This is a genomic window from Deinococcus sp. AB2017081, assembly GCF_034440735.1.
Taxonomy (GTDB): Bacteria; Deinococcota; Deinococci; order Deinococcales; family Deinococcaceae; genus Deinococcus; species Deinococcus rufus.
The window spans coordinates 406,172-430,827 of sequence record NZ_CP140098.1; the positions used below are offsets into that span (position 1 = coordinate 406,172).

At 70.3% G+C, this 24,656-nt stretch carries 19 protein-coding genes; 12 read left to right on the forward strand and 7 right to left on the reverse strand.

The features are described 5' to 3' along the window. The first annotated feature begins 169 nt into the window (after positions 1–169). The 3 genes from U2P90_RS01970 (at position 170) to U2P90_RS01980 (ending at position 3,140) form a co-directional block, all read left to right on the forward strand. Positions 170–598, forward strand: coding sequence for a GntR family transcriptional regulator (locus U2P90_RS01970; protein WP_322473571.1), 429 nt, complete (start codon positions 170–172; stop codon positions 596–598). Positions 599–640: 42 nt separating this feature from the next. Next, positions 641–2,614 carry a transketolase gene (gene tkt, locus U2P90_RS01975; RefSeq protein ID WP_295820007.1) on the forward strand — a complete coding sequence of 658 codons (1,974 nt, stop codon included), beginning with the start codon at positions 641–643 and terminating at the stop codon, positions 2,612–2,614. A gap of 79 nt (positions 2,615–2,693) precedes the next feature. Continuing rightward, the gene (locus U2P90_RS01980) at positions 2,694–3,140 is read left to right on the forward strand and encodes a hypothetical protein (RefSeq protein ID WP_322473572.1); all 447 of its coding nucleotides are present in this window, start codon (positions 2,694–2,696) and stop codon (positions 3,138–3,140) included. Between the two features lie 53 nt (positions 3,141–3,193). Here U2P90_RS01980 and aceF read toward each other — a convergent pair whose 3' ends face one another. The 3 genes from aceF to yedA all read right to left on the reverse strand — a co-directional run bounded on the left by aceF (position 3,194) and on the right by yedA (position 9,239). Further along, a complete protein-coding gene (gene aceF / locus U2P90_RS01985) occupies positions 3,194–4,981 on the reverse strand; it encodes a dihydrolipoyllysine-residue acetyltransferase (protein ID WP_322473573.1) in 1,788 nt (595 codons plus the stop codon). A 108-nt stretch (positions 4,982–5,089) separates the two neighbouring features. Beyond that, positions 5,090–7,819 carry a pyruvate dehydrogenase (acetyl-transferring), homodimeric type gene (gene aceE / locus U2P90_RS01990; RefSeq protein WP_322473574.1) on the reverse strand — a complete coding sequence of 910 codons (2,730 nt, stop codon included), beginning with the start codon at positions 7,817–7,819 and terminating at the stop codon, positions 5,090–5,092. A 529-nt stretch (positions 7,820–8,348) separates the two neighbouring features. Beyond that, the gene (gene yedA / locus U2P90_RS01995) at positions 8,349–9,239 is read right to left on the reverse strand and encodes a drug/metabolite exporter YedA (protein WP_322473575.1); all 891 of its coding nucleotides are present in this window, start codon (positions 9,237–9,239) and stop codon (positions 8,349–8,351) included. Positions 9,240–9,272: 33 nt separating this feature from the next. On the opposite strand from yedA, the gene U2P90_RS02000 reads away from it, so the two are divergent. Continuing rightward, positions 9,273–10,169, forward strand: a complete 897-nt coding sequence (locus U2P90_RS02000; RefSeq protein ID WP_322474663.1) for a LysR family transcriptional regulator — start codon at positions 9,273–9,275, stop codon at positions 10,167–10,169. Positions 10,170–10,200: 31 nt separating this feature from the next. Here U2P90_RS02000 and U2P90_RS02005 read toward each other — a convergent pair whose 3' ends face one another. Together U2P90_RS02005 and U2P90_RS02010 are read right to left on the reverse strand one after the other, a co-directional pair. Continuing rightward, positions 10,201–10,653 (reverse strand): hypothetical protein, encoded by a 453-nt coding sequence (locus U2P90_RS02005; protein ID WP_322473576.1) that lies wholly within the window; start codon positions 10,651–10,653, stop codon positions 10,201–10,203. 79 nt (positions 10,654–10,732) lie between these two features. After that, positions 10,733–11,968, reverse strand: coding sequence for a TCR/Tet family MFS transporter (locus U2P90_RS02010; protein WP_322473577.1), 1,236 nt, complete (start codon positions 11,966–11,968; stop codon positions 10,733–10,735). 93 nt (positions 11,969–12,061) lie between these two features. Between U2P90_RS02010 and U2P90_RS02015 the strand changes: the two genes are divergently transcribed. After that, the gene (locus tag U2P90_RS02015) at positions 12,062–12,601 is read left to right on the forward strand and encodes a DNA topology modulation protein FlaR (RefSeq protein WP_322473578.1); all 540 of its coding nucleotides are present in this window, start codon (positions 12,062–12,064) and stop codon (positions 12,599–12,601) included. On the opposite strand, the gene U2P90_RS02020 is transcribed toward U2P90_RS02015, so the two are convergent. Beyond that, positions 12,583–12,990, reverse strand: a complete 408-nt coding sequence (locus U2P90_RS02020) for a phospholipase A2 (protein ID WP_322473579.1) — start codon at positions 12,988–12,990, stop codon at positions 12,583–12,585. The genes U2P90_RS02015 and U2P90_RS02020 overlap by 19 nt on opposite strands. Before the next feature lie 232 nt (positions 12,991–13,222). Between U2P90_RS02020 and uvrB the strand changes: the two genes are divergently transcribed. Further along, positions 13,223–15,238 (forward strand): excinuclease ABC subunit UvrB, encoded by a 2,016-nt coding sequence (gene uvrB, locus U2P90_RS02025; protein ID WP_322473580.1) that lies wholly within the window; start codon positions 13,223–13,225, stop codon positions 15,236–15,238. 52 nt (positions 15,239–15,290) lie between these two features. On the opposite strand, the gene U2P90_RS02030 is transcribed toward uvrB, so the two are convergent. Further along, the gene (locus U2P90_RS02030) at positions 15,291–16,847 is read right to left on the reverse strand and encodes a sensor domain-containing diguanylate cyclase (protein WP_322473581.1); all 1,557 of its coding nucleotides are present in this window, start codon (positions 16,845–16,847) and stop codon (positions 15,291–15,293) included. A gap of 176 nt (positions 16,848–17,023) precedes the next feature. On the opposite strand from U2P90_RS02030, the gene U2P90_RS02035 reads away from it, so the two are divergent. The 6 genes from U2P90_RS02035 (at position 17,024) to U2P90_RS02060 (ending at position 24,652) form a co-directional block, all read left to right on the forward strand. Next, a complete protein-coding gene (locus tag U2P90_RS02035; protein ID WP_322473582.1) occupies positions 17,024–18,259 on the forward strand; it encodes a zinc-dependent alcohol dehydrogenase in 1,236 nt (411 codons plus the stop codon). A 49-nt stretch (positions 18,260–18,308) separates the two neighbouring features. After that, entirely contained in the window at positions 18,309–18,824 is a 516-nt protein-coding gene (locus U2P90_RS02040) for a GNAT family N-acetyltransferase (RefSeq protein ID WP_322473583.1), read from the forward strand. Positions 18,825–18,896: 72 nt separating this feature from the next. Further along, complete coding sequence (locus tag U2P90_RS02045) at positions 18,897–20,279, forward strand: vWA domain-containing protein (RefSeq protein ID WP_322473584.1); 1,383 nt, start codon at positions 18,897–18,899, stop codon at positions 20,277–20,279. A gap of 70 nt (positions 20,280–20,349) precedes the next feature. After that, positions 20,350–21,951, forward strand: a complete 1,602-nt coding sequence (locus U2P90_RS02050; protein ID WP_322473585.1) for a serine/threonine-protein kinase — start codon at positions 20,350–20,352, stop codon at positions 21,949–21,951. 41 nt (positions 21,952–21,992) lie between these two features. Beyond that, on the forward strand, positions 21,993–22,763 hold the full coding sequence (locus U2P90_RS02055) for an FHA domain-containing protein (protein ID WP_322473586.1): 771 nt from the start codon (positions 21,993–21,995) through the stop codon (positions 22,761–22,763). Continuing rightward, on the forward strand, positions 22,763–24,652 hold the full coding sequence (locus U2P90_RS02060; RefSeq protein ID WP_322473587.1) for a hypothetical protein: 1,890 nt from the start codon (positions 22,763–22,765) through the stop codon (positions 24,650–24,652). Before U2P90_RS02055 ends, U2P90_RS02060 begins: the two co-directional genes overlap by 1 nt. Positions 24,653–24,656: the final 4 nt, after the last annotated feature.

Consider the following 24,656-nt stretch of genomic DNA (forward strand, 5'->3'; position numbering starts at 1 on the left):
CATTAGACGTATTATGCTCATACCGGAACGAGAACGCCGTGGTGTGTTCGCACTTCAGACCGGAGGGACTGAGACTCCCCCAGCCCCAACCCACCCCGCGCCCCCACCGACCGAATGGTGGGGGCGCGCCATGTCTGTCTGCGGCGGCAGGCCGTATGGTCAGGGCACCATGACGAATGACGGCGAACTGCTTGGCCTGCTCCGGGCCGGCCTCGAGCCGAACGGGTCGCGTCCCCCCTACGCACAGCTCCACGCCGCCCTGGCCCACGCCATCGAGCGCGGCATACTGCGTCCCGGCGATCCTCTGCCCACCGTGCGCGCACTGGCCGCCGATCTGGGGCTGGCCGTGAACACCGTGGCAAAGACCTACACGGCCCTGAAACACGATGGGCTGACCGAGAACCGCGCCGGGGCCGGGACGACGGTCGCCAGGGCGGCATGGAGCGGCACTCTGGACACCCGCGAGGCCCTGCTCCGCTGGCAGCAGCACACGCGCAACCTGCTGGAAGCAGGGGTCTCGGCAGGGGCGCTGAGAACAGCGCTGGATGAGTCCACGATGGGCAACGTGTCACCGGACGGTCAGGACTCCGGTCTATAAGTGTACGCGGTACACCAACCTGGGCCGGGGTAGGATGGTGGCATGTCAACTGACGTGCCGCAGCTGAGTGTCAACACCATCCGCACGCTGTCCATCGACGGGGTGCAGGCCGCCAACAGCGGTCACCCCGGCGCGCCACTGGGGGCCGCCCCGATGGCCTACGTGGTCTGGCAGGACTTCCTGCGCTTCAACCCGCAGAATCCCGAGTGGGCCGGGCGTGACCGCTTCGTGCTGTCGGCCGGGCACGCCAGCATGCTGATCTACTCGCTGCTGCATCTGACCGGCTACGACATGCCGCTGCAGGAGCTCAAGGACTTCCGGCAGTGGGGCAGCAAGACGCCGGGCCATCCGGAGTTCTTCCACACGCCCGGCCTGGACGCCACCACCGGCCCACTGGGTCAGGGCGCCGCGATGACCGTCGGCATGGCGATGGCGCAGGCACACCTCGCCGCCCGCTACAACCGTCCGGACTTCCCCATCTTCGACAGCCACATCTACTCGATCCTCGGGGACGGTGACCTGCAGGAAGGCGTGAACCACGAGTCGGCCGCGCTGGCCGGACACCTGAAACTGGGCCGGCTGATCTGGCTGCACGACGACAACCAGGTGCAGCTCGACACCGCCACCGACAAGGCCGAGTCCGAGGACACCGCCGAGCGCTACCGCTCCTACGGCTGGGAAGTCCTGAGGGTCGAGGACGGCAACAACCTGGACGAGATCCGGCAGGCGATCACGGTGGCGAAGAACAACACCTCGCAGCCCACGCTGATCCAGGTGCGTACCGTGATCGGCTTCGGCAGCCCCAAGGCCGGCACCAGCAAGGCCCACGGCGAGCCGCTGGGCGAGGCCGGCGTCACCGCGACCAAGCAGGCCCTGGGCTGGGACTACCCGCCCTTCACCGTGCCCGACGAGGTCGCCGCCCACATGAACGCCACGGAGCGCGGCGCGACGCTGGAGAGCGAGTGGAATGCCCTGATGGACGGCTACCGCGCCGCGCACCCGGATCTGGGCAGGGAAGTTGATGCCCTGCTGGCCCGCGAACTGCCCGCCAACCTGAGCGAGGCGCTGCCCAGCTACGAGGTCGGCGGCAAGGCCATCGCCACCCGCAGCGCCAGCGGCGAGGTCATCAATGCCCTGGCGAAGGTGATCCCGGGTCTGATGGGCGGCAGCGCCGACCTGTCCGGCAGCACCAAGACGACCATCACGGACGGCGGCGTGCTCGACCACGACAACTATGCCGGGCGCAACGTGTACTTCGGCGTCCGCGAGTTCGGCATGGCCGCCGCCGGCAACGGCCTGAGCCTGTTCGGCGGTCTGCGCCCCCTGGTGGGCACCTTCCTGGTGTTCGCGGACTACCTCAAGCCCGCGTTCCGCCTGTCGGCCATCCAGATGCAGCCCGTCACGTACGTCCTGACCCACGACTCGATCGGTCTGGGCGAGGACGGCCCCACGCACCAGCCGATCGACCAGCTCGCCATGCTGCGTGCCGTACCCGGTGCCCACGTGATCCGCCCCGCCGACGCCAACGAGACCGCCGCTGCGTGGGCCATGGCCCTGGAGTACGACAAGGGGCCGACCGCCCTGGCCCTGTCCCGCCAGGATCTGCCCATCCTGCCGCGCAACCATGCCGGCGTGAAGAAGGGCGCGTATGTCGTCCACGACGCCGAGGGCGGCAGCGCCCAGGTCATCCTGATCGCCTCGGGCAGTGAGGTCAGCCTGGCCATCGACGCGGCGCAGGCCCTGAAGGCCGAGGGCATCGGGGCCCGTGTGGTCTCCATGCCGTGCATGGAGGTCTTCCGCGAGCAGGATCAGGCCTACCGCGATCAGGTGCTCACCCCCGGCGTGAAGCGCGTGGCCATCGAGGCCGCCAGCAAGCAGCCGTGGTACGAGTGGACGCAGGGCGGCCCCGTGATCGGCATGGACACCTTCGGCGCGTCCGCCCCCGCCAAGGTGCTCTTCGAAAAGTTCGGCTTCAGCGTCGAGAACGTCATCAAGGTCGTCCGGGGCGTGCTGTAAGGCTCAGGCCAGATAATGACCAGCCCCCTCGCCACATGTTAGGCGAGGGGGCAATCAGTTCTAGGCTACGCTGCACGGAATGCGAAACGTAATCCTCCTCTCTATAGCCACCTTTGTGATCGGCTGTGCGCCGACGACCACTTCCAGCAGCATCGGAGTCGATCGGATTCTAGTGGGCCAACAGTGGGACATCGAGTTCACACTGGACGGTCAGCGCGAGTCAGGGACGTTCCTTGTCACTCAGGAGGGCGTTCCACGCGCCTGTGCTGCCAACTGTGGAAGCCTTGAAACCATGACCACGATCAGTGTGAACGTACGAGGCGCAGAGTCTGGCGATATCACCCTGATGAAGTACAGGGACGGTCGCAGCCACGCATCATTCAGGGCACTCCGGCTGGGACGCTTTGATGATGCGTACTGTCAGGTGCCACTGGGCAGCGGGCAGAGCACGCTCAAAGCCAATATCAAGACGGGCGGAGCCACCACCTATGCAGACGGCTCCTGTCGCGTGCTGAGCGCCCGGTAACAGACAGAACCCCCGCCACTCGGACGGGGGTTCTCTGCTGCCTTCTGCCCGCTTTACAGCGAGATCAGGAACGGGTCTTCCAGGCTCTCGCAGATGAAGCGCACGAAGCGGGCGGCGTCTGCGCCGTCGATCAGGCGGTGGTCGTAGGTCAGGCTGAGCGGCAGCATGTTGCGCGGCTCAAACTCGCCCTTCTCCTTGTTCCACACCGGCTCCATGCCGCCGCGGCTGACGCCGAGGATCGCGACCTCGGGGCTGTTCACGATGGGGGTAAAGGCATGCCCACCGATGCCGCCGAGGTTCGAGATCGTGAAGGTCGCGCCCTGCATCTCGTCGGGCTTGAGCTTGCGGTCGCGGGCGCGGCCGGCGAGTTCCGAGAGTTCCAGCACGAGTTCCGTGATGCTCTTGCGGTCGGCGTCCTTGACCACCGGCACGAGCAGGCCTACAGGCGTGTCGACGGCCACGCCGATGTTCACGTAGTCCTTGAAGATGACCTGCTGCGCGTCGAGGTCGAGGCTCGCGCCGAACTTGGGGAACTTGCGCAGGGCGTTCGCCACGACCTTCATCAGGATGTGGGTCATGGTCAGCTTGCCGCCGGCCTTCTCCACGCGCGCGCCAAAGCGTTTGCGCGTCTCCTCCATCTCGGTCACGTCAGCCTTGTCGAAGTGCGTGACCATGGGGATGAGGGTGCTGGCGGTCATGGAGCGCACGGTGGCCCTGCGGATGCCGCTCATGTCCTCGCGGGTGACGGTGCCCCACTTCTCGAAGTTCGGAAGGGGCATGGCGGCCACGGCCGGAGCAGCGGCGGCGGGCGCGGCGACCTGACCGGCAGCGGCGGCGGGCGCGGTCACGGTGGGCGTGCCGCCCGTGCGGCGCACGTCCTCCTCTGAAATGCGGCCGGCGATCCCGGTGCCGTGAACCGCGTGGATGTCCACGCCGATCTCGCGCGCCAGGCGGCGGACGCTGGGCGCGGCGGGCACCACGGTGCGACCGTCGAAGGTCTGCGGGTTCTGCGTGCCCTGCGCCTTCGGGAACTGCGCGGCGGGCTGCTCGCCCGTGCTCACGGCGGCGGGCTGGGCGGGAGCAGCCGGAGCCGCGGGGGCGGGTGCGGGAGCAGCGGCCGGGGCGGGCGCGCTCGCCGGAGCGCTGCCACCACCCAGCGTGGCGATCACGCCGCCCACCTTCACGGTGTCGCCGACCTTCACGGCCACGCTCTGCACGGTGCCGCCGGCGTTGGCGGGCACCTCCACGACCGCCTTGTCCGTCTCGATCTCGATGACGGGCTGGCCCTCGCTGACCGTGTCGCCTTCCTTCACGAGCACCGTGACGACCGTGCCCTGCTCGATGTTGTCGCCCACGTCCGGCAGCGTGATCTGTGCGCCCGCTGAGGGGGGCTGAGCGCTGGGAGCAGCAGGCGCGGCGGCAGAGGCGCTGGCCGCAGGAGAGGTTGTCCCGGCCTGTTCCTTCTGCGCGGCCTGTTGCGCCTGGGCCACGTCCTTCGCCTGCCCGCCGTCGCTGGACGTGCCGGTGCTCTCCGCCTGCGCGGCCTGATCGCCGCCGCCCTGGCTGGGCGACGCGGCCGGCACGCCAGCGGGGGCTCCCGCAGTGTCGCCGCCCAGTGTGGCAATGACGCCGCCGACCTTCACGGTGTCGCCCACCTTCACGCTCACCGCCTCCACCGTGCCGCCCGCCTCGGCGGGCACCTCCACGACGGCCTTGTCGGTCTCGATCTCGATGATGGGGTCGCCCGCGTTGATGGTGTCGCCGGGCTTCACGAGCACGGTCACGACCGTTCCCTGTTCGATGTTGTCGCCCACGTCGGGCAGTTTCAGTTCAGTGGCCATGGGTTCTCCTTCGGAGAATGCAGAGAGCGGGAGGCAGAGAGCAGAGGGCCGGGATGGCTTGAGCCGAAGCGAGGTCTGTGCTCTCGGCTCTCAGCCCTCGGCGGGCGTTCAGCGCAGCACCGGCGCGTCGCGTTCCGGGTCGATGCCCAGGTCGGCGATCGCCTTGGCGACCACGTCACCCTTGATCTTGCCGTCGCGCTGGAGGGCGTACAGGGTGGCCAGGACGACGTGCTTGGTGTCCACCTCGAAGAAGTCGCGCAGTTCCTCGCGGGCTTCCGAGCGGCCGAAGCCGTCGGTGCCGAGCGTCCACAGCTTGCGGTCGAGGTGCCCGTTCAGGCCGTCCGCGCCGAGCTTCATGTAGTCGCTGACGGAGATCAGGACGCCGGGGGCGTTCTCGCGGCTCAGCTGCTGGGCCACGTAGGGCACGCGGGGCTCGGCGGTGGGGTGCAGCATGTTGTGGCGCTGGGCGAGCAGGGCGTCCTGGTGGAGTTCCTTGTAGCTCGTGACCGACCACAGGTCGGCGGCGACGCCGTAGGCTTCGAGCGCCTTGACGGCCTCCTGAGCCGCGCCCATGGCCGGGCCGCCCGCCAGGAGCTGCGCGCGCAGCTTGGCCTTGGTGTTGCCGCTCTTCTGGTAGCGGTACAGGCCGCGCACGATGCCCTCGCGGATCTCCTCGTGGCTGCGCCCGTCGTCGGGCATGGCCGGCTGCACCTCGTTCTCGTTGTCGATGGTGACGTAGTAGAACTCGTCGATGCCGTCCACGTACATGCGCTGGATGCCGCTCTCGACGATCACGGCGAGTTCGTACGCGAAGGCCGGGTCGTAGGTCTTGAGATTCGGCACGACGTACGCCTGCAGGTGGCTGTTGCCGTCCTGGTGCTGGAGGCCCTCGCCCGCCAGGGTGGTGCGCCCGGCGGTCGCGCCCAGGATGAAGCCGCGGGCGCGCTGGTCGGCGGCGGCCCACACGAGGTCGCCGACGCGCTGCATGCCGAACATCGAGTACAGCACGAAGAACGGAATGGTCGGCACGCCGTGGTGCGCGTACGCGGTGCCCGCCGCGATCCACGACGACATCGCGCCGTCCTCGGTGATGCCTTCCTCGAGCATCTGGCCGTTGACGCTCTCCTTGTATGCCATGAGCGAGCCGGAGTCGACGGGCGTGTACGTCTGCCCGCGCGGGCTGTAGATGCCGATGCGCGGCACCAGGGCGTCCATGCCGAAGGTGCGGGCCTCGTCGGGCACGATCGGCACGATGTACTTGCCGATCTCCTTGTCGCGCAGCAGCTTGGAGATGATCTGCACGGCCGCCATGGTCGTGCTCACCTGCCGGTCGCCGCTGCCCTTGGCGAACTCCTCGTAGAACTCGCCGTTCGGGATGGTGGGGTGCGGGTACTCGACCCTGCGGGCGGGAATGGTGCCGCCGAGCGCCGCGCGGCGTTCCAGGGCGTACTTCACCTCGGCGCTGTCCGGGCCGGGGTGGTAGTACTCCATGTGCTCGACCTGCTCGTCGGTCAGCGGGAGTTCCAGCAGGTCGCGCAGATCCTTCAGGGTGGAAAAGTCCAGCTTCTTGACCTGGTGCGCCACGTTGCGCGCCTGGGCGCTCTCGCCGAGGCCGTAGCCCTTGATGGTGCGCGGGATGATGATGGTCGGGCTGCCCTTGTGCTTCACGGCCGACGCGTACGCCGCGTAGATCTTGTGGATGTCGTGCCCGCCGCGGTTCAGGAGTTCCAGGTCGGCGTCGCTCCAGCCCTCGATCAGGGCCTTGAGCTCGGGCGTGTTGAAGAACTTCTCGCGCAGCTCCTTGCCGCCGAAGGCCGCGTAGCGCTGCGACTCGCCGTCCACGAGCAGTTCGAAACGCTTGACGATGGTGCCGTTGTAGTCCTTCTGGAGCAATTCGTCCCACTTGCTGTCCCAGATGACTTTGATCACGTTCCAGCCCGCGCCGCGGAACAGCGCCTCGAACTCCTGGATGACCTTGGAGTTCGCGCGCACCGGCCCGTCGAGGCGCTGGAGGTTGGCGTTCAGCACGAAGATCAGGTTGTCGAGGTTCTCGTACGCGGCGAAGCGGATCGCGCCGATGCTCTGCGGCTCGTCCATCTCGCCGTCGCCCAGGAACGCCCAGACCTTCGCGTCGCCCTTCGGCTTCAGTTCGCGGTTCTCCAGATACTTGATAAACCGCGCCTGGTAGATCGCCTGGATGGGGCCCAGGCCCATGCTGACCGTCGGGAACTCCCAGTAGTCGGGCATCAGCCACGGGTGCGGGTAGGAGCTCAGGCCCGCGCCGTCCGGCTGGAGCTCGCGGCGGAAGCGGTTCATGCGGGCCTCGTCGAAACGGCCCTCCAGGAACGAGCGGGCGTACACGCCGGGGCTCGCGTGACCCTGGTAGAAGATCAGGTCGCGATCCTGCCCCGCGCCGTGCCCGCGGAAGAAGTGGTTGAAGCCCACCTCCAGCAGCTCGGCCGCGCTGGCGTACGTCGAGAGGTGCCCGCCGATGCCATCACTCTTCTTGTTCGCCTTGATGACCATGACCACGGCGTTCCAGCGGATGATGTTGCGGATCTTCCGCTCGATCTCCGGGTCGCCCGGGTACTCCGGCTGCTGGTCGGCGTCGATGGTGTTGATGTACGGCGTGTTCTGCTTGAAGGTGATCGGCGCGCCGTGGAAGTACGCGTAGTGATCGAGTTCCTCCAGCAGCTCCGCCGCGCGGTTGTCGCCCGCGTCGGCGAACACGTACGCCAGCGAGTCGAGCCATTCCTTCTTCTCGACCTCGTTCAGCTGCTGCCGCTGCTGGGCAGGAAGACCGGTACGGGGCGGCCGGTTCGGCGGAGATGTCGTCATGAAAGCAGTCTAGGCTTCCCCATTGCCCACTTCCAACAGGGCATTCTCACATGATCCACCACACGGGCTGGTGAATGGCGGGAGGCGGAGTTGGGGCCGAGCGGACGCCCCCTCACCCCAGCCCTCTCCCCTTGGGAGAGGGAGTCGGCAGGGTAACTGGATTCGGGGAAGGGTGCCCGGTGGCCCCCTCACCCTTCCGGCGCTGCGCGCCTCCCTCCCTCTCCCACGAGGGGAGAGGGAAAAAGACGAGGCTCCCACCCTGCCACTGACCGAATGCCATCGCATGTGGCCCCATCCGCTCAGGGGCGGCCCTTCGCTCCTCTTGCTCCGTCAACGTAGGCTTATCCGCTCATGGGCGCGCAGCGCGCGGGCGCTGACGGCGTGACCACGAGAGGCAGGGACGCCGCCCCACGCCAACGAATCCTCCACGAAGGCCCGCTCGCCGGAAATGGCGACCATATGCCCAGCGCAGCGCCGCTCCCCCTGCCCCTCCGGGGTAGGGGGCTGGGGGGTGGGGAATCTGGACGCCCTACCGCTTCTCCCCCGGCCACGCCACCAGCACGACCCCCGCCACGATGACCCCCAGCGCCACCCAACCCAGCGGCCCGACGTGCTCCCCGCCCACGAACACGCCCAGCAGGATCGCCACGACCGGGTTCACGTACGCGTAGCTCGTGGCCAGCGCGGGCCGGGCGTGCGCGACGAGGTACGTGTACGCGGAGTACGCGAGGACGCCGCCGAACACGATCAGGTACGCGACGGCCCACATGCTCGCGGTGGTGGGCGTGCCCCACGGTTCGCGGAACAGCAGGCTCAGGACGGTCAGGACGGCCCCGCCGGTGAGCATCTGCGCGGCGCTGTTCATCATGCCGGCGGGGAGGGTCAGGTGCCGTGACCACTGGCTGCCGAACGTCCAGCAGATGGGCGCGAGGATCAGCAGCAGGGCGGCGGTGGGCGTGGCGCGCAGCTCGCCGAGGTTCAGCAGGACGATCCCGATGAGCCCCACGCCGATGCCGAGCCACTCGCGCCGGGTGGTCTTCTCGCCCCACAGGGAGGCGAAGAGGGCGGCGAAGAGCGGCGAGACGGCGATCATCAGGGCGGCGACGCTGGAGCTGGCGTCGCGTTCAGCCAGCGTGACGAAGCCGGTGCCCCCGCCGAGGAGCAGCGTGCCGATCACGGCGCTCCACCCCCACTGCTGCCGGGTGGGGGCGGGCAGACCACGCCACCGCAGGACGCCGTACAGCAGCGCCCCAGCGACCAGGAAGCGCACGGCGAGCATGCCCAGCGGCGGAATGCTGCCGATGGCGACCTTGATGGCGAAGTACGTGCTGCCCCACACAAGGTACACCACGCCCAGCGCGATCAGGACGGCGGTGGTCACGGCGGGGCGGGTGGGGGCGGCGGCGGACACGCCGGTCATGCTACGCGCCCTGCTACCGTGGGGGCACGCATGATCGAGCTCAGGCACCTGAGGCATTTCGTCGCGCTGGCCGAGGAGGAGCACTTCGGGCGGGCGGCGGAGCGGGTGTTCGTGGTGCAGCAGGCGCTGTCGAACTCCATCCGGAACCTGGAGGACGAGGTGGGCGTGCCGCTGGTGCTGCGCACGACGCGCCGGGTGCAGCTCACGCCGGCCGGGCAGGAGTTTCTGATCGGGGCGCGGCAGACGCTGGCGCTGGCCGGCCAGACGGTCGAGCGGGCCCGCCGGGCGGCGCGGGGCGAGGTGGGCCGCCTGACCATCGGCTTCGTGAGCGGGCTCGCGTTCGGGGGCCTGCCGGAGATCGTGCGGCGGTTCCGGGAGCTGTTCCCGAACGTCAGCGTGGATCTGCGCGAGCTGACCGCGCAGGAGCAGGAGGCGGCGCTGCGGGGCGGGCAGATCGACGTGGGCCTGATGCTGCTGCCGGTGCGCGACCCCAGCCTGGACTCGCGCCCTCTGTGGCGGCAGCCGCTGGTGGCGGCGCTGCCGGCCGAGCACGCCCTGGCCCGCAGGCGGAAGCTGAAGATCAGCGACCTGCAGGGCGAGTCCTTCGTGTTCTTCCCGCGCCAGATCCGCGCGACGTACTTCGATCAGGTGATGCGCTGGTGCGCGTCGGCGGGCTTCACGCCGCACGTGGTGCAGGAGGCGATCGAGGTGCCCACGCTGCTGTCGCTGGTCGCGGCGGGCATCGGGGTGTTCCTGCCCATCGAGTTCTTCAGCCGCCTGAGCCTGCCCGGCGTGGTGTACCGCCCCATCGAGGGCGCGCCCATCGTGGAGATCGTGGCCGTGTGGAGCCGCAGCGAGGGCCGCAGCCCGGTCGTGCGCGCCTTCCTGAGCGTGGCCGAGGACGTGCTGGGCGCGGCCGGGGGGAGCTGAGCGAACACCCGTCCGCTGTCCTGCGCGCGGCTCAGCGCCGCAGCTCCCGGGACAGCAGGGACGGGCCGAAACGCAGGCCCACGAGCCTCCGCAGGAACTCGGGCAGCGGGTACGATAGTCGGCGCTGGAAGTAGTTGACGTACTCCGCTGCCGCGAACGCACCGAGCGCAGTCGCCGCGAGGCGGTGCGGGCCGTCCAGCCACACGGCGGGCAGCAGGCCGAGCAGCAGCGCGACGTTCACCGGCCGCAGAGCCCGATACACCCGCACCACACCGGCGCGGTCGGGGCGAGCGGGCCACCACAGCCACGTGGCCCAGTACACCGAACCCTGGAGCAGCAGGAATTCCAGCACCACGAAGGCGTACAGCACGCCAGATCCGGCAGGCGGCGCAGCCCGCGAGTACAGCCACGCGAACACCAGGATGGCCATGCCCTCGCCAGCCGACAGGCTGAGCAGCCGGCGCTTCAGGACACGCCGTGACATGGCCGGCCCACTGCCATACCGGCAGCCGGGGCGGTCGACCGGGCCAGCCGCGCTGGAAGGTGGGCGGTCACCCCGCGCCTCAGCCCACCACGCGGCCCGACACCTCGCCGCGCCCGGTGCCGGGAATGCCGCGCAGCACGTTCAGCATCAGCAGGGTGCCGGCCAGCGACAGCACGGCCCCCATCAGGAATGCCGAGCCGTGGAAACTGCGGCCCACGCCCAGCGCGTACACGTTCGTGGCGAGGATCGGCCCGACGACCGCGACCAGCGAGTTCAGGCTGGTGATCGCGCCCTGCACGCGGCCCTGTTCGGTTTCGTCCACCTGCTTGGAGATCAGGCCCTGGATGGCCGGGTTCGCGAGGCCGCCCAGCGCGCCCACGACCAGTGACGCATACAGCAGCGCCCCGCTGCGCGCCACGCTGAGCACCAGGAACTCCAGCGTGGACGACACGAGGCCGGTCATGATGGTGCGCCGCTCCCCGAAGCGGGCCATGAACGGCCCGATCAGGCCGCCCTGCACCGCGGCGGTCAGCAGCCCGAAGAACGCGAGGGCCACGCCGTTCTGGGCGGGTGTCCAGCTCAGGGTGCCCTCGGTGTACAGCACCCACGTGCTGAAGATCGTCTGGCCCGCCAGGCCCAGCAGCACGAACACCAGCGCCAGCGAGCGCAGGATCGGGTACTCGCCCAGCGCCCGCAGCGGCAGCAGGGGGTTGAGGTCGCTGCGGCGCATGGCCTTGCCCCGACTGCTCGCGGGCAGCGACTCGGGCAGCACGAACAGGCCGTACAGCACGTTCAGGCCCGTCAGCGCGGCCGCCGCCAGGAACGGCACGCGCAGGCCGTACTCGCCCAGGAAGCCGCCCAGCGCCGGGCCCAGGATGAAGCCCACGCCGAACATCGCGCCCAGCAGCCCGAAGTTCTTCGCGCGCTCCTCCGGCGCGGAGACGTCCGCGATGTACGCGTTGGCGACCGTGAGGCTCGCGCCGGTGATCCCGGCGATCACGCGACCCACGAACAGCCACGCGAGGTTCGGCGCGAAGGCCAGCAGCAGGTAGTCCAGGCCCATGCCCGTCAGGGCGAACAGCAGCACCGGCCGCCGCCCGAAGCGGTCGCTGAGCACCCCCAGGATCGGCGCGAAGATGAACTGCATGACCGCGTAGGCGGCCGTGAGCACCCCGATGGTGCGCGCCCCCGCGACCTCCGAGCCCGCCAGTTCCTTCACCAGCCCCGGCAGCACCGGGATGATGATCCCGATCCCCACGATGTCGATCAGGGCGGTCAGCAGGATGAAGATCAGGGCGGCGGGGCGGGAGCGCATACGACAGCGAGTGTAGGCCCGGGCGGTGGGGGGTGGGCGACATCAGCCATCCGGCGTATGCCCCGGCCCCGCCCGCGCGCCACACTGCCCCCCATGCCCTCCCCCATGCGGCGCGTCTTGATCGTCGGCAGTCCCGGTTCGGGCAAGAGCACGCTCGCGCTGGAGCTGGCGCGGCGCACCGGGCTGCCCCTGGTGCATCTGGACGATCTGTATTTTGTGCGTGGCTGGGTGCCGGTCGAACGTGGACTGTGGCTGGAACGTCTGCAGCACGCGCTGGAGGGCGAGCGCTGGATTGTGGATGGCAACTTCTCCAGTACCCTGCTCCAGCGGGCCTACCGCGCCGACACGGTCATCTTTCTGAACCCGCCCCGCTGGCAATGCATATGGCGGGCGTTCTGGCGCGAGCGTCTGGGCCGATACCCGCACGGCGGCCACCCGCCGAAGTGGCCCTCGCGAGCGCTGCTGCTCGACATCTGGGGCTTCCCGCCGCAGGCCGCGTGGCAGCTGGCGCAGCTCCGGACGGTGCCCGGACTGCGGCTCGTGGTGCTGGCGGGCGACCGCGAGGTGAGGGCGTTCCTGGCGTCCTGCGAACCGGGCGGAGCGGCCCCGGGCCCTCAGCGGCCGATGAAGTAGAGGCCGCCGAACACGCGCACCATGCGGTACAGCGCAGCGGCCGTCCACTCGCATGACGGCCGCTGCCCGACGTCCTTCGCGGCGCAGACCTCGCGCATGTGGGCGTACAGCACGTCGTCCGTCCGCCGGCGGTCGGCGGCGGTGCGCGTGGCGGCGTGCAGGCGCAGGTTGCGGTACCCGAAGTCGTGCTGCCCGCACGCGGCCGTGAAGTCGCGCACGTGGCCCAGTGTCAGGTGGTCGGCGCAGCCGTTGCGGAACCAGTCCACGCCGGGCCGGGCCTGCGGCGTGCCCGCGTGCCGGGCGTACTCCTGCTCGTACGCCTCCACGCTGCCCCACGCGACCGTGCGCACGTAGTCCAGCCCGCCCGGCGGCAGGTCACCGGGGGCCACGGTCGGCGGGTAGCAAGCGCAGAGCAGCGCGGCGAGGGCGGGGGCCAGGGCTGCCCTGCCGCCGCGTGGGCGCTGACGTGGTCGCATGCCTCCAGTGTCGCGCGTGGGCGAGCGAAGGAACGCTCAAGTCGACGTGAGCCATCCGGCCTACATTCCCCTTACGTCCGGGGCGTAAAATATGGAGATTCGTTCGGCACGTGCGGCCGCTCTCCCCTGCCCTCCCGGAGGTTCCATGCTCAAGGTGAAATCCGACTACACGCCGGCGGGCGACCAGCCCACCGCGATCAAGTCCCTGGTGGACGGCCTGGACTCCGGCCTGCGCTTCCAGACGCTGCTCGGCGCGACGGGCACGGGGAAAACGTACTCCGTCGCAAAAGTCATCGAGGAGACGCAGCGCCCGGCCCTGATCATGGCCCCGAACAAGATCCTGACCGCGCAGCTTGCCAGTGAGTTCCGCGAGTTCTTCCCGGACGCGGCGGTCGAGTTCTTCATCAGCTACTACGACTACTACCAGCCCGAAGCGTACGTGCCGGGCAAAGATCTGTTCATCGAGAAGGACGCCAGCATCAACCAGGAGATCGAGCGGCTGCGGCACTCCACCACGCGCTCGCTGCTCACCCGGCGGGACACCATCGTGGTGGCGTCGGTGAGCTGCATTTACGGCCTGGGCGACCCGAAGGAGTACACGGCGCTGAACCTGATCCTGAAGAAGGGGGCTGCGGTCAGTCGGGACGAGATCCTGGGGCGGCTGGTGAACATGCAGTACGAGCGCAACGACATCGAGATGATGCCCGGCCGCTTCCGCGCCAAGGGCGAGATGATCGAGGTGTGGCCCGCGTACGACGAGCAGCCGCTGCGGATCGAGCTGTGGGGCGACGACGTCGAGCGCATCAGCGTGGTGCACCCGCTGACCGGCGACCGGCTGGCGGAACTGGACGCGACGGTGGTCTACCCCGCCAAGCACTACGTGTCGAGCGCAGGGAACATCGAGCGGGCCATCGTGACCATCCAGCAGGAGCTCGAGGAGCGGCTGGAGTACTTCAAGAGCACGGGCAAACTGCTGGAGGCCCAGCGCCTCAAGGAACGCACGCTGTACGACCTGGAGATGCTCAAGGTGCTGGGCTACTGCTCGGGCATCGAGAACTACTCGCGGCACATCGACGGGCGGGCAGCCGGCATGACGCCGTACACCATGCTGGACTACTTCAACGACGACTTCGTGACGTTCATCGACGAGTCGCACGTGACGGTGCCGCAGATCGGCGGGATGGCGAACGGCGACCGGGCCAGGAAGCAGACGCTGGTGGACTACGGCTTCCGCCTGCCCAGTGCCATGGACAACCGCCCGCTGAACTTCGACGAGTTCATGGGCAAGACTGGGCAGGTCGTGTTCGTGTCGGCCACGCCGGGCCCCTTCGAGCGCGAGGTCAGTGACAGCATTGCGGATCAGATCATCCGCCCGACCGGGCTGGTCGATCCGCCGGTCACGGTGCGCCCGATCCAGGGCCAGATCGAGGATCTGCTGGGCCGCGTGCGCGAGCGGGCCGCCATCGGCGAGCGCACCCTGGTCACGACCCTCACCAAACGCATGTCCGAGGATCTGACCGAGTACCTGCTGGAGAAGGGCGTGAAGGCCCGCTACATGCACAGCGATATCGACAGCGTGGAACGTCAGGTCATCATTCGCGACCTGCGGCTGGGGCACTACGACGTGCTGGTGGGCATCAACCTGCTGCGGGAGGGACTGGATCTCCCGGAGGTGTCGCTGGTGGCGATCCTCGACGCCGACAAACCCGGCTTCCTGAGGAGCGAGCGGGCCCTGATCCAGACCATCGGCCGCGCCGCCCGCAACCTGAACGGCGAGGTGATCCTGTACGGCGATACCGTCACACCCGCCATGCAGTACGCGATGGACGAGACCCGCCGCCGCCGTGAGAAGCAGACCGCCTTCAACGAGGAACACGGCATCACGCCGACCACGATCATCAAGGGCGTGCGCAACGTCATCCGGGGCGAGGAACAGCCCAGCGAGATCAGCTCCGAGACCGTGGGCACGGATCGCGACACTCTGGCTGCGCAGCTCACCGATCTGGAACTGGACATGTGGCAGGCCAGTGAGGATCTGGACTTCGAGCGGGCCGCCAGCCTGCGCGACCAGATCCGCGCCATCGAGGCGAAGTTGCAGGGCAAGGAATTCAAGCAGGCGACCGTGCCGGGGCAGAAGGTGAGGTCGAGGGGGCGGCGGTAGGGTTCAGCTCCTCGCAGGCGTCGGAGGGAACTCTCCGACGCCTGCGGCTCTGTCACGCCGTCCGCTCCCCATCCGAGATCACGCAGTCGCGCCCGCCGGTCTTGCCCTGGTAGAGCAGAAGGTCGGCGCGGCGCAGGGCGGCTTTCAGGTCACCGTCCGGACAGCAGGCCACGCCGGCGGTGAAGGTCACGCGGGGCAGGTCATCGGCCAGGGTGGTTGCCGTCCGCACATCGTCCAGCACATCGTCCAGCAGGGTGCAGGCATCGTGTGGGGAGAGGCCGGGAAACAGGGCGACGAACTCCTCGCCGCCGCTGCGGGCCACGAAGGCCAAGGGCAGTTCCTGCCGCAGGCGGGTGGCGAAGGCGTGCAGCACGCGGTCACCGGTCTCGTGGCCATGCCGGTCGTTCACGGCCTTGAAGTGGTCGATGTCGATGATCGCCACTGCACCCGGACGCTCGCGCAGCAGGGCCGCACCGGTGTCGAGCAGGTGGCGGCGGTTGGGGAGGCCGGTCAGGTCGTCGGTGTGGCTCAGGCGGCCGAGTTCCTCGGCGCGGCGCTGCCCGGCCTCGGCCTGGGCGCGCATCAACTCGGTGCGGTGCATGACCTCCAGGGCGCTGACGCGCTGTTCATGCTCGTCCTGGCGCAGCGTCCGCAGCAGCTGCACGTGGGCCCGCAGGTGGCGCAGCGCCTCGGCCGGTGTGCCCTGCGCCTCGTACAGGTCGGCCAGCAGGGCGTGGGCCTGCATGACCATGCCCCGCAGCTGAGCGGCCTGGGCATCGGCGACGAAGGTGTGGAGCAGGTCAAGGCTGTCCGTGAGCCGGCCCTGCGCGGCCAGCAGGCGGGCCAGGGGCTCCACGGCCTCCCACATGGGCCGGTCACCGTACTGCACCTGGCGCCGCAGCGCTTCCCGCAGCCGCGCCTCGGCCCGCGCCGGAGCCGTGGCCGTGTCCAGCGCACCCTGCTGGGCCAGCGCCATGCTGTGGACGTACGGCAGGCCATGCCGCTGGGCCAGCTGCATGGCACGTTCCAGCTGCTCGCGGGCGTCCTCCGGCCGGCCGCTCTGCGTGGCCGCCACGGCGAGGTTCAGGTGCGTGAAGGCCTGTCCGCCGACGTTCTGCGCTGCCCGGAAACTCTCGAGCGCCTGCTGCAGGTAGGGGCGGCCCTGCTGTGTTCCCCGGTCGTTGTGCATCACGCCGATGTCGTGCAGGGTACAGGCCTCGATCTCGGTCTCGCCCAGGGCCCGGCACAGCGCGAGCTGGCCCTCGACCAGGGACATGCTCTGGGCCATCTCGCCGACCTCGAACCCCAGCGCGATCCGGATGTTCATGGCCCGGCACGCCCACACGTCGTGGGCGCCGGGCCGGGCCAGCACAGGCTGAAGGGATTCCAGGGTCTCGACCATGAGGCCCGAGCGCCAGCTCGCATACGCGCTGAGCACCCGTTCGGCCACCATGACCAGCGGCGCGTCCGGCTGCCCGGCCAGCCACGCGCGCACCTGCCCGAGCACGGCCGGATGGTTCGACCGGTCATGTTCCCGGTGACGCCACAGGTCGTCCAGCCGCGCGAGCCACGCCCCGGCGGTACCGGGCATCTGCGGTGTGATGGGCATATCACCCAGGATAGGGGGCACGGACGGACTGTGGTCATGACACCTTCTGGCAGGACGCTCAATGTGCGCACAGGACTTCACCAAGTCCGTGTGAACCGGTGGCGGACGTGCGGCGACGCCACAGCCGGAACAATGGTGCGCGACACGCCTGCCCGACGCAGGCGACAGGAGGCACCATGAGCACAGCGAAACGCAGCACCATGAAGGCCGTGGTCTGGCACGGGATCGGCGACATCCGCGTGGACGACGTTCCCGAACCGACCATCCAGGAGCCCACCGACGCCATCGTGCGGCTGACCGCCAGCGCGATCTGCGGCACCGACCTGCACTTCATCCGGGGCACCATGAGCGGCATGGTGCCGGGCACGATCCTGGGTCACGAGGGCGTGGGCGTGATCGAGGAAGTCGGCGCGGACGTGCGGAACTTCGCCCCCGGCGACCGCGTGGTGATTCCCTCCACGGTGTCGTGCGGGTACTGTCCGCAGTGCCGCGAGGGCAACACCGCGCAGTGCGACAACGCCAACCCCAACGGCCCGGACGCCGGCACCGCCTTCTATGGCGGCCCCAAGGACTCCGGCCCCCTCCAGGGCATGCAGGCCGAGAAGCTGCGGGCGCTGTACGCCAATTCCAGCCTGATCAAGCTGCCGGACAACGTGTCCGACGAGCAGGCCATCCTGCTGTCCGACATCTTCCCCACGGCGTATTTCGGTGCAGAGCTGGCCGGCGTGAAGACCGGCAGCGTGGTCGTGGTGCTGGGCTGCGGCCCGGTCGGGCAGTTTGCGATCATCAGCGCGAAGTTGCAGGGGGCCACGCGGATCATCGCCGTGGATCGCCTGGACGACCGCCTGGCGATGGCCCGCACGAACGGCGCCGAGACCATCAACTTCGAGCACGAAGACCCGGTCGAGGCCGTCCTGCGCCTGACCGGCAAGACCGGTGCGGACTGCGTGATCGACGCCGTCGGCGTGGATGCCCAGCATGCCCACGGCGGCCCCGCGAAGCCCGATGCCAAGAAGGCGAAGCAGGACGAGGAGACGGTGGAGACGGTCGCGCCGGACGCCAAGCCGGAGAACGGCCAGTGGGTGCCGGGCGACGCGCCCACCCAGGCGGCCGAATGGGCGGTCGGGATGGTGCGCAAGGCCGGGCAGATCGGCATCATCGGCGTGTACTCGCCGAGCGTCGAGAGCTACCCGCTGGGCAAGGCCATGAACAAGAACCTGACCGTGCGCATGGGCAACTGCAACCACCGCACCTATATCCCGAAGCTGCTGGAGTACGTGGCCGCGGGCGTGGTCGATCCCACGAAGGTCATCACGCAGCACGAGCACATGGACAGCGCCATCGAGGCCTACGAGGCCTTCGACCAGCGCCAGCCCGGCTGGATCAAGGTGGAACTGCAGCCCCAGGCGTAGGCCAACCGGACGATCCGTTCCGCTCCCGGACGGGCGCACACTGGCGATCATGTCCAGCGTGCGCCCGTTCACCGTGGCCGATGCTCCGGCCGTCGCGGCCGTGCAGGTCTGCACCTGCCGTCTCGACCACGCGCCCCACGTCCCGCCAGGCTTCTGGGACGGCGTGACGGTGGAGGCACAGACCGGCGACTGGCGGCCGTGGCCTGCGCAGTACCCGGACGATCTCCTGCTCGTCGCGGAGGACGCCGGCGAGATCGCGGGCTACGTCCTGGCGCGGTGCGGCCCGTCCCACGGGACGGACGCCGAGGTCATGGCGCTGCCTGTCCGCCCGGCGTCGCGCGGACAGGGGCACGGCCGTGCGCTGCTGCGGGCCGCCGTGGAGGGCGTGCAGGCCGCCGGGGCGCGGAGCGTGGGGCTCGCCACGCTGGAGGGCAACCCGGTGCGCGCGTGGTACGGGGTGCGCGGCGGACGGGAGGTGGCCACCCGCGAGGACGATGTCGACGGCTGGCCGGGGCGGGAGGTCGTGTGGCCAGACCCTGGAGCGCTGCTGGCCGCGCTGGCGTGAGCTCGGTTCAGCCCGCATTCGGGAACCATTCAGCTGGACTGCCCATAATGGGCGGTGAACGAAGGAGAACGCATGCTTGATGCCAGAGTTCAGCCCCACCGGGAGTTCCTGCTCGCCCAGACGGCCGGACAGAAGCTGTTCCTGACCCTGACCGTCACCCCGACGGCGCAGGCGCAGGCGGCCCGGCCCGACCTGAGCGTGGTGTTCGTCGTGGACACCAGCGGCTCCATGCGCGAGGTCGTGACCGAGCCGACCGGAACCACTGGCCGCACCACCACCGTGGACGGCAAGAAGTACGAGATCGTGAAGGGCGCGCGGAACAAACTGGAACTGCTCACCGAGGCCCTGACCGGCATCATCGAGTCCGACCTGCTGCGCCCCGCGGACCGGATCGCGCTGGTGAAGTTCGACGACATGGCCGACGTACTCGTTCCCTTCACGCCCGCGAGCGACACGAAACGGCTGCTGGCGGGCGTGGAGCGGCTGGACTGGTACTCGGGCGGCACGAACATGGGCCTGGGCATGCAGGCCGGCGCGAAGCTGCTCCAGGGCGAACATGGCAGCCGCCGGATGGTGCTCCTGACCGACGGACAGGCCTTCGACGCACCGGTCGTCGAGGAGCAGGCGGGCGTACTGGCTGGCCTCCAGATCCCCGTGACGACGGTCGGCGTGGGCGACGAGGTCAACACCGAGCTGCTCACCCTGATCACGGATCGTACCCAGGGCCAGCCCATCGACGTGGTGCCCGACACCGATAACCCGCAGCCGCCGGCGGTGCGGGCCACGGAACTGCCGCAGGCGCTGCTGGGCGACCTGAAGCAGGCGGCCAACGAGGTCGTCACGAACGTCGCCCTGAGCGTGCGTACCGTGAAAGACGTGGTGCTGGATCGCGTGACACGGGTGCAGCCCACCCAGACCGATGTGGCGCAGGTCGATGGCCCGCTGCAGCTCGGGAACGTCGAGGCCGGGATCGGCGCGACCTATGTACTCGAGTTCACGCTGCCCGCCCGCCCCACGGCGCGGATGCGGCTGGCCCAGCTGGGCCTCACATACCAGGTACCCGGCGCGAACTACCGGGGCGAGATCCCACCGCTGGACGTGGTCGTGGAGTTCACGGGCGACGAGGCCATGGCCGCCCGCGTCGATCCCGGCGTGATGCAGTGGGTGCAGCAGCGCAACATCGAGGGACTGGTCGCGCAGGCCACCCGCGAGGCCAGGAGCGACCCGGCCCAGGCCGCCAAGACCCTGGAACTGGCCCGCAGCATGACCCAGCGCCTCGGGAACGGCGCGATGACACAGGTGCTCGACCGGGCCATCGGGGAACTGGGCAGCAGCAAGACCATCAGCCTGGGCACCGCCAAGACCATGCGTCTGGGGGCCAAGACCCAGACCCTGAAGTCCTCGGACGGGGGCCTGCCCTCCGACGAGGACATCCGGAGGATGACGGGCGCTTGAGCCACACGGTGCAGAGCGTTCTGCCGGCTCCGGTGGTGGGGCACGGCCGATCCGATCCTCCGGGCGGCGTGTGAGCAGCACGGCCTGCCCGGTGTGCGGGTCGCCCGTGGGAGCAGCGGACACCGTGTGCCGCACCTGCGGGGCCCCGCTCACGCCCGGCGCGGCGTCGGCCGCCGCCAAGGCGGTCACGGCGGCGCTGGCCCTGCCGGCGGGCTGCACGCTGGCGGGCGGGCAGTACGTCCTGAGCCGCGTGCTGGGGCGCGGCGGCTTCGGCATCACCTACGACGCGCAGGACGTGCGGCTGGGCCTGCGGGTGGCCGTCAAGGAACTGTTCGTGGACGGCTCGCAGCGGCGGGTGGCGGCCGTGATCCCACCGGGGAACCTCAGTCCGGCCGAATTTCAGGAGACCAAGCAGCGTTTCCTGGAAGAGGCCAAGGTGCTGGCCCGCTTCAACGATCCGGGCATCGTGCGGGTACTGAACTACTTCGAGGAGAACAGCACCGCGTATCTGGTGATGGAATTCCTGGAGGGCGAGACCCTGGGCGGCCTGATCGAGAAGCGCGGCCCGCTGCCCCCGCAGGTCGCACTGGAGGTCGCCCGCTCGCTGGCGAAGACCCTGGAACACGTCCACGGCGCGGGTCTGCTTCACCGCGATATCAAGCCCGACAACGTCTTCCTGCACAAGACCGGGCGGATCGTGCTGATCGACTTCGGCTCGGTGCGGGCCTATGCGCCGGGCCGCACGGTCAGCCACACGCGGCTGGTCACGCCCGGCTACGCGCCGCTGGAGCAGTACGGCAACAGCGCCCGGTACGGCCCGTACACCGACATCTACTCGCTGGGAGCCACCCTGCACCACGCCCTGACCGGCCAGATGCCGCCCGCCGCGACCGACCTGATGCTGGGCACGCCGCTCCCGCCGCTGCCGGCGGGCACCCCCGCCCCGCTGCGCCGCGCCATCGAGAAGTCCATGGCCCTGCGCGTCGAGGAACGCCCCCAGACCGCCCGCGCCCTGGAAGAACTGCTGATCGGGCCGCCCCAGGCGACCGCCGCGCCGCGTCCTGCTCCAGCGCCGACGCAGACTGCACCCGCCCCGCAGCCCGCCCCGCGCCCCCAGCCGGCGCCGCAGCCGACGCCCGTGCCCCGTCCTCAACCTCAGCCGGCTCCGGCGGCCCGGCCTGCGCCGACGCCTGCCCCTGCCCCGCGCCCCACGCCAGCGCCCACTCCACCTCCGGCTCCGGTGGTGATGTCCAGCCCTACCCCGGCCCAGCCAGTCAAGGTCGCGCCGAAGCCGCCCGCCGCACCGCCTCCAGCGAACATCCCGCTGCCTCCGCGCCCTACGCCGCTGCCGCGCATCCTGCTGGTCGCGCTGTGCGTGGGGCTGGGGGGCGTGACCGGGCTGGTGCAGTTGCCCGCCCTGCTTCCGGCCATCGGGCAGCTCGGCACGCCGGGCCTGCTGGTCGCCGGGCTGATCGGCGCGGCGGCGGGCTTCGTGGCCGGGCAGGTGGCGTGGCTGGCGCTGCCGCTGGCGTTGCCGGCCGGCACGGCGGCGCTGGCCGTCCTGTACGCGAACGGCGCGGCGCTGCACTGGCCCACCGTCGCGGCGCTGGGGGTCATGGCGGCCGTCCTCTCGCTCTTCGTCCTGCGGCTGATCCGCCGCATTTCCTTCTGACCCGCTCCCGCTCTCCGCTTCTCGCCCCTGGAGGAACACCCATGTCCATCACCTGCACCGTCTGCGGCACCGTCAATCCCGATGGCACCACCTACTGCGAGGGCTGCGGCGTCGAGCTGAGCGCCCCGCAGACCGCCGCGCCCACCCCGGCCGTCGAGAACGCGGCTCCCGCCACCACCGACACCGGCCTGCCGGACATGCCCCTGCCCGAGACCGGCAGTGGGACGACCGAGATGCCCCTGGCCGCGGCCGAGATCCCCGCTGCACCGATGGACAGCGCCCCCGCCGACAGCCTCACTGACACCTCAGCCGACAGCGCTCCAGCCGCCGAGGCCACGCCCGCCCCGCTCCCCATGCAGGAGGCCGTGACCCCCGACGGCGACCTCACCCCGCCCGCCGCCCAGGACGGTGCAGGCCCCGTGCCCGTGGCCGCCGCCATGCCCGCTCCCACCGCCCCGGCCCCGTCGGACGCGCCCGCGAAGTTGGGCATCAAGAAGTACGGGGCACCCACGGGCGAGTTCATCCCACTCCAGGGCGAGCGGCTGGTCGTGGGGCGCTTCGACGCCTCCAGCGGGCCGGTGGACATCGACCTGACCGGCATGGGCGGCCAGGAGCACATCAGCCGACGCCACGCCGAGCTGTACCGCGAGAACGGGGCGTGGATGGTGCGCGACCTGGGCTCGACCAACGGCGTGTACGTCAAGAAGTCCGGCGAGAGTGCGTTCTCGCCCCGCCTTCAGGAACCGGCCGCGCTGGCGGACGGTGACGAGGTCGCGTTCGGGAACCTGATGCTGACCTTCCACCAGGGCTGATGACCACCCCGGACGACGCGGGAACGCCCGACTGGAACGACACGACCGCGACCCTGCGCGACCTGTTCGCGAAGAAGGACGCTGCCGGAGACGTGCAGGCCGCCGAGCCGGAGCTGAGCACCTTTGATCCCGGTGGCCCGGTGGCCGTGGTGGATGGGGATGCCGTGCTGGAGGCAGATGGGCGGGATGCGGCGGCACAGGCTGAACCGGCCGAATCTCCGATTTCTGTGAACGGCACGCCGGAGCCGGGAGCCGACGACCTTCTGACAGCCAGCCCAGTCACGGAGACGTCATCTCCAGACGAGGGGGCGGTGTCCGTCGCCCCGGTAGAGCCTGCTGTGGTCGAGCCGCCGGCCGCTCCCGCCCAGCAGCCCGTGGCTGCGGCGATTCCAGAGCCCACCGCACCACCGCCCGCTCCCGCCGCCATGCCGTCCGGCGTCTCGGACGATCTGGAGGAGGAGGTCTACGCGCCCAGTGCGCCGGTCTCCGGGCCGGTGGTGGGGGACGTGCTGGACGGCTACCACCTGAACGAGGAACTGGGGCGCGGGTGGTTCGTCGCCAGTCCGGTGGGCAGCGGGCCGAGCGTGGACGTCTACGCCCGACCGGAACCGCTGTGGGCCACGGCCCAGGCCCACCGGGCGCTGCCCCGCTTCACCCGGTCGGGAGCGCTGCACGTGCTGGAGCCGGTGGCGGGCGAGCCGATCGCCGCGCCGCTGGCAGTGCCGACCGCCCTGGCCTCCCTGCGCGAGCTGACTCAGCTGCTGTTCGCACTGGAGCGGCAGGGGCTGGTGGTCGTGGATCTCGACCCGGACGCGCCGCGCGTGACGCCGCAGGGCGTGCGCCTGCGCTTTCCGCCCCGGCTGGCGCGCGTGGGCGACGTGCCCCAGGTCGCCGTGCGCGAGGGCATCACGCCGCCCGAGGTGCTGGCGGGCCAGCCCGCCGACCCACGCAGCGGCGTGGCGGTGCTGGGAGCGCTGCTGTACCGCTGGCTGACCGGGCGCACCCTCCCGCCGGAAGGCGCCTCGGACGCGGTGCTGGGGGCCATGACCGTGGGCGGGGTGCCGCAGCTGCTGCGCGGGATGCTGGGGCCACCGGAGGAACGCCTGACCCCGGCCGGCGTCCTCGCCACCCTGAAGACCCTGACCGCGCCGCCCCTTCCGGCGTACCACGTGGCGGCAGCGACCGACGTGGGCCTGAACCCGGAGCGGCCCACCAACGAGGACAGCTACGGCTTCACGTGGCGGCAGCTCGGTCTGCACGGTGCGTCCGAACTCGTGCTGCGGGCCTGCGTGTCCGATGGCATGGGCGGCATGGCGGCGGGCGAGGTCGCCAGCGCGGCGGCGGTGCGGGGTTTCCTGGGTTCGGAGCGCTCTACCCTGCCCGAGATGGTCTGGGACGCGAACGCCGCCGTCCTGACCGCCATGGCCGGGCGCGACGGCGGCTGCACCATCAGCGGGGTCGAACTGCGCGGCGCGGCGCTGCACCTGGGCCACGTGGGCGACACCCGTGCGTATCTGCGCCAGGGCGGCGCGGTGCGGCAGCTGAGCCGCGACCACTCGTATGTGGCGGCCATGGTCGCCTCGGGCCAGATGACACCCGAGGAGGCGCAGGTCAGCCCCGAGCGCAACAAGGTGCTGCGGTCGCTGGGCAGCCTGCGCGTGCCGCAGGAGAACTACGTGCAGACGCTGGACGAGCCGCTGACACTCGTGCCGGGCGACCGCGTGCTGCTCGTCAGCGACGGCGTGTGGGGCGAGGTGCCGGACGCGGAGCTGTTCCCGCTGCTGGATACGTTGCCGGTACAGGAACTCGTCGACCGCCTGATCGCCCTGGCGCTGGCGTCGGGCGCACCGGACAATGCGACGGCCCTGGTGATCGAACGGGTGCGCTGAGCCC

Excerpts from the sequence above, each read along its gene's own strand:
- U2P90_RS01970 (WP_322473571.1), top strand. The coding sequence starts at position 170 with ATGACGAATGACGGCGAACTGCTTGGCCTGCTCCGGGCCGGCCTCGAG.
- tkt (WP_295820007.1), top strand. The coding sequence starts at position 641 with ATGTCAACTGACGTGCCGCAGCTGAGTGTCAACACCATCCGCACGCTG.
- U2P90_RS01980 (WP_322473572.1), top strand. The coding sequence starts at position 2,694 with ATGCGAAACGTAATCCTCCTCTCTATAGCCACCTTTGTGATCGGCTGT.
- aceF (WP_322473573.1), bottom strand. The coding sequence starts at position 4,981 with ATGGCCACTGAACTGAAACTGCCCGACGTGGGCGACAACATCGAACAG.
- aceE (WP_322473574.1), bottom strand. The coding sequence starts at position 7,819 with ATGACGACATCTCCGCCGAACCGGCCGCCCCGTACCGGTCTTCCTGCC.
- yedA (WP_322473575.1), bottom strand. The coding sequence starts at position 9,239 with ATGACCGGCGTGTCCGCCGCCGCCCCCACCCGCCCCGCCGTGACCACC.
- U2P90_RS02005 (WP_322473576.1), bottom strand. The coding sequence starts at position 10,653 with ATGTCACGGCGTGTCCTGAAGCGCCGGCTGCTCAGCCTGTCGGCTGGC.
- U2P90_RS02010 (WP_322473577.1), bottom strand. The coding sequence starts at position 11,968 with ATGCGCTCCCGCCCCGCCGCCCTGATCTTCATCCTGCTGACCGCCCTG.
- U2P90_RS02015 (WP_322473578.1), top strand. The coding sequence starts at position 12,062 with ATGCCCTCCCCCATGCGGCGCGTCTTGATCGTCGGCAGTCCCGGTTCG.
- uvrB (WP_322473580.1), top strand. The coding sequence starts at position 13,223 with ATGCTCAAGGTGAAATCCGACTACACGCCGGCGGGCGACCAGCCCACC.
- U2P90_RS02030 (WP_322473581.1), bottom strand. The coding sequence starts at position 16,847 with ATGCCCATCACACCGCAGATGCCCGGTACCGCCGGGGCGTGGCTCGCG.
- U2P90_RS02035 (WP_322473582.1), top strand. The coding sequence starts at position 17,024 with ATGAGCACAGCGAAACGCAGCACCATGAAGGCCGTGGTCTGGCACGGG.
- U2P90_RS02040 (WP_322473583.1), top strand. The coding sequence starts at position 18,309 with ATGTCCAGCGTGCGCCCGTTCACCGTGGCCGATGCTCCGGCCGTCGCG.
- U2P90_RS02045 (WP_322473584.1), top strand. The coding sequence starts at position 18,897 with ATGCTTGATGCCAGAGTTCAGCCCCACCGGGAGTTCCTGCTCGCCCAG.
- U2P90_RS02055 (WP_322473586.1), top strand. The coding sequence starts at position 21,993 with ATGTCCATCACCTGCACCGTCTGCGGCACCGTCAATCCCGATGGCACC.
- U2P90_RS02060 (WP_322473587.1), top strand. The coding sequence starts at position 22,763 with ATGACCACCCCGGACGACGCGGGAACGCCCGACTGGAACGACACGACC.